Origin of the sequence: Variovorax glucosi (assembly GCF_051216695.1) — a bacterium.
Classification (GTDB): Bacteria; Pseudomonadota; Gammaproteobacteria; order Burkholderiales; family Burkholderiaceae_C; genus Variovorax.
Genome location: NZ_JBPJZE010000337.1, coordinates 1 through 1,080 on the forward strand (window position 1 = coordinate 1; position 1,080 = coordinate 1,080).

Consider the following 1,080-nt stretch of genomic DNA (forward strand, 5'->3'; position numbering starts at 1 on the left):
TGTTTTCCCGTTCCGCATCGGCGGCACCCGTTGCCGCGTCCGCATCTTCATCCATGGCTCTATGACCGACATCCGCCGCGTCTCTCTTTTTTCGAAACTCAATCCGATGCTCTACAAGGCATTGGAGACCGCCACCGCCTTCGCCAAGCTGCGCGGCAATGCCTACGTCGAGCTGGTGCACTGGCTGCACCAGATCCTGCAGTTGCAGGACAGCGACATGCTGCGCATCATCAAGCGCGCGGGGCTCAACCTCGACGCGGTCGAGCAAGACCTCGTGCGTGCGCTCGACCGGCTGCCGCACGGCGCTACGTCGATCAGCGACATCTCCGAACACGTCGACAACGCCGTTGAGCGCGCGTGGGTCTATGCGAGCCTGCGCTTCGAGGCCACCTCGATCCGTGGCGCGTACCTGCTGGCGGGCATCATCAAGACGCCGGGCCTGCGCCAGGTGCTCTCGGGCATTTCGCGCGAGTTCGACAAGATCGTGCCCGACGTGCTGGTGGCGCAGCTCGCAGCATGGACTGAAGGCTCACCCGAAGACGACTTCGATGTTGCGCCGAGCGCTGGTGCAGCCGGCGGTGCAACCGCAGTGGCGCACCACCAGGGCGACGGCCCCGCGGCAGGCGGCTCCGCACTCGCCAAGTACGCGAGCGACCTCACGGCCAAGGCGCGCGCCGGCGAGCTCGATCCGGTCTACGGCCGCGACGACGAGATCCGCCAGATCATCGACATCCTCATGCGTCGCCGCCAGAACAACCCGCTGCTCACCGGCGAGGCCGGCGTCGGCAAGACGGCCGTGGTCGAAGGCCTCGCCTCGCGCCTCGCCGCGGGCGACGTGCCGCCTTCGCTGAAAGACGTGTCGCTGTGGGTGCTCGACCCCACGCTGCTGCAGGCCGGAGCGGGCGTGAAGGGCGAGTTCGAACAGCGCCTGCGCCAGGTGATCGACGAGGTCGAAAAGAGCCCTAAGCCCATCGTGCTGTTCGTCGACGAAGTGCACACGCTGGTGGGCGCGGGCGGCACGGCCGGCACCGGCGACGCGGCCAACCTGCTCAAGCCAGCGCTTGCGCGCGGGCGGCTGCG

The 1,080-nt window shown here is 67.9% G+C and carries 1 protein-coding gene; it reads left to right on the top strand.

What is annotated here, in order from left to right:
* Nucleotides 1-61: 61 nt before the first annotated feature.
* On the top strand, nt 62-1,080 hold a 1,019-nt coding region (locus ACSFA3_RS25435; protein WP_435508106.1), incomplete at its 3' end, for an AAA family ATPase.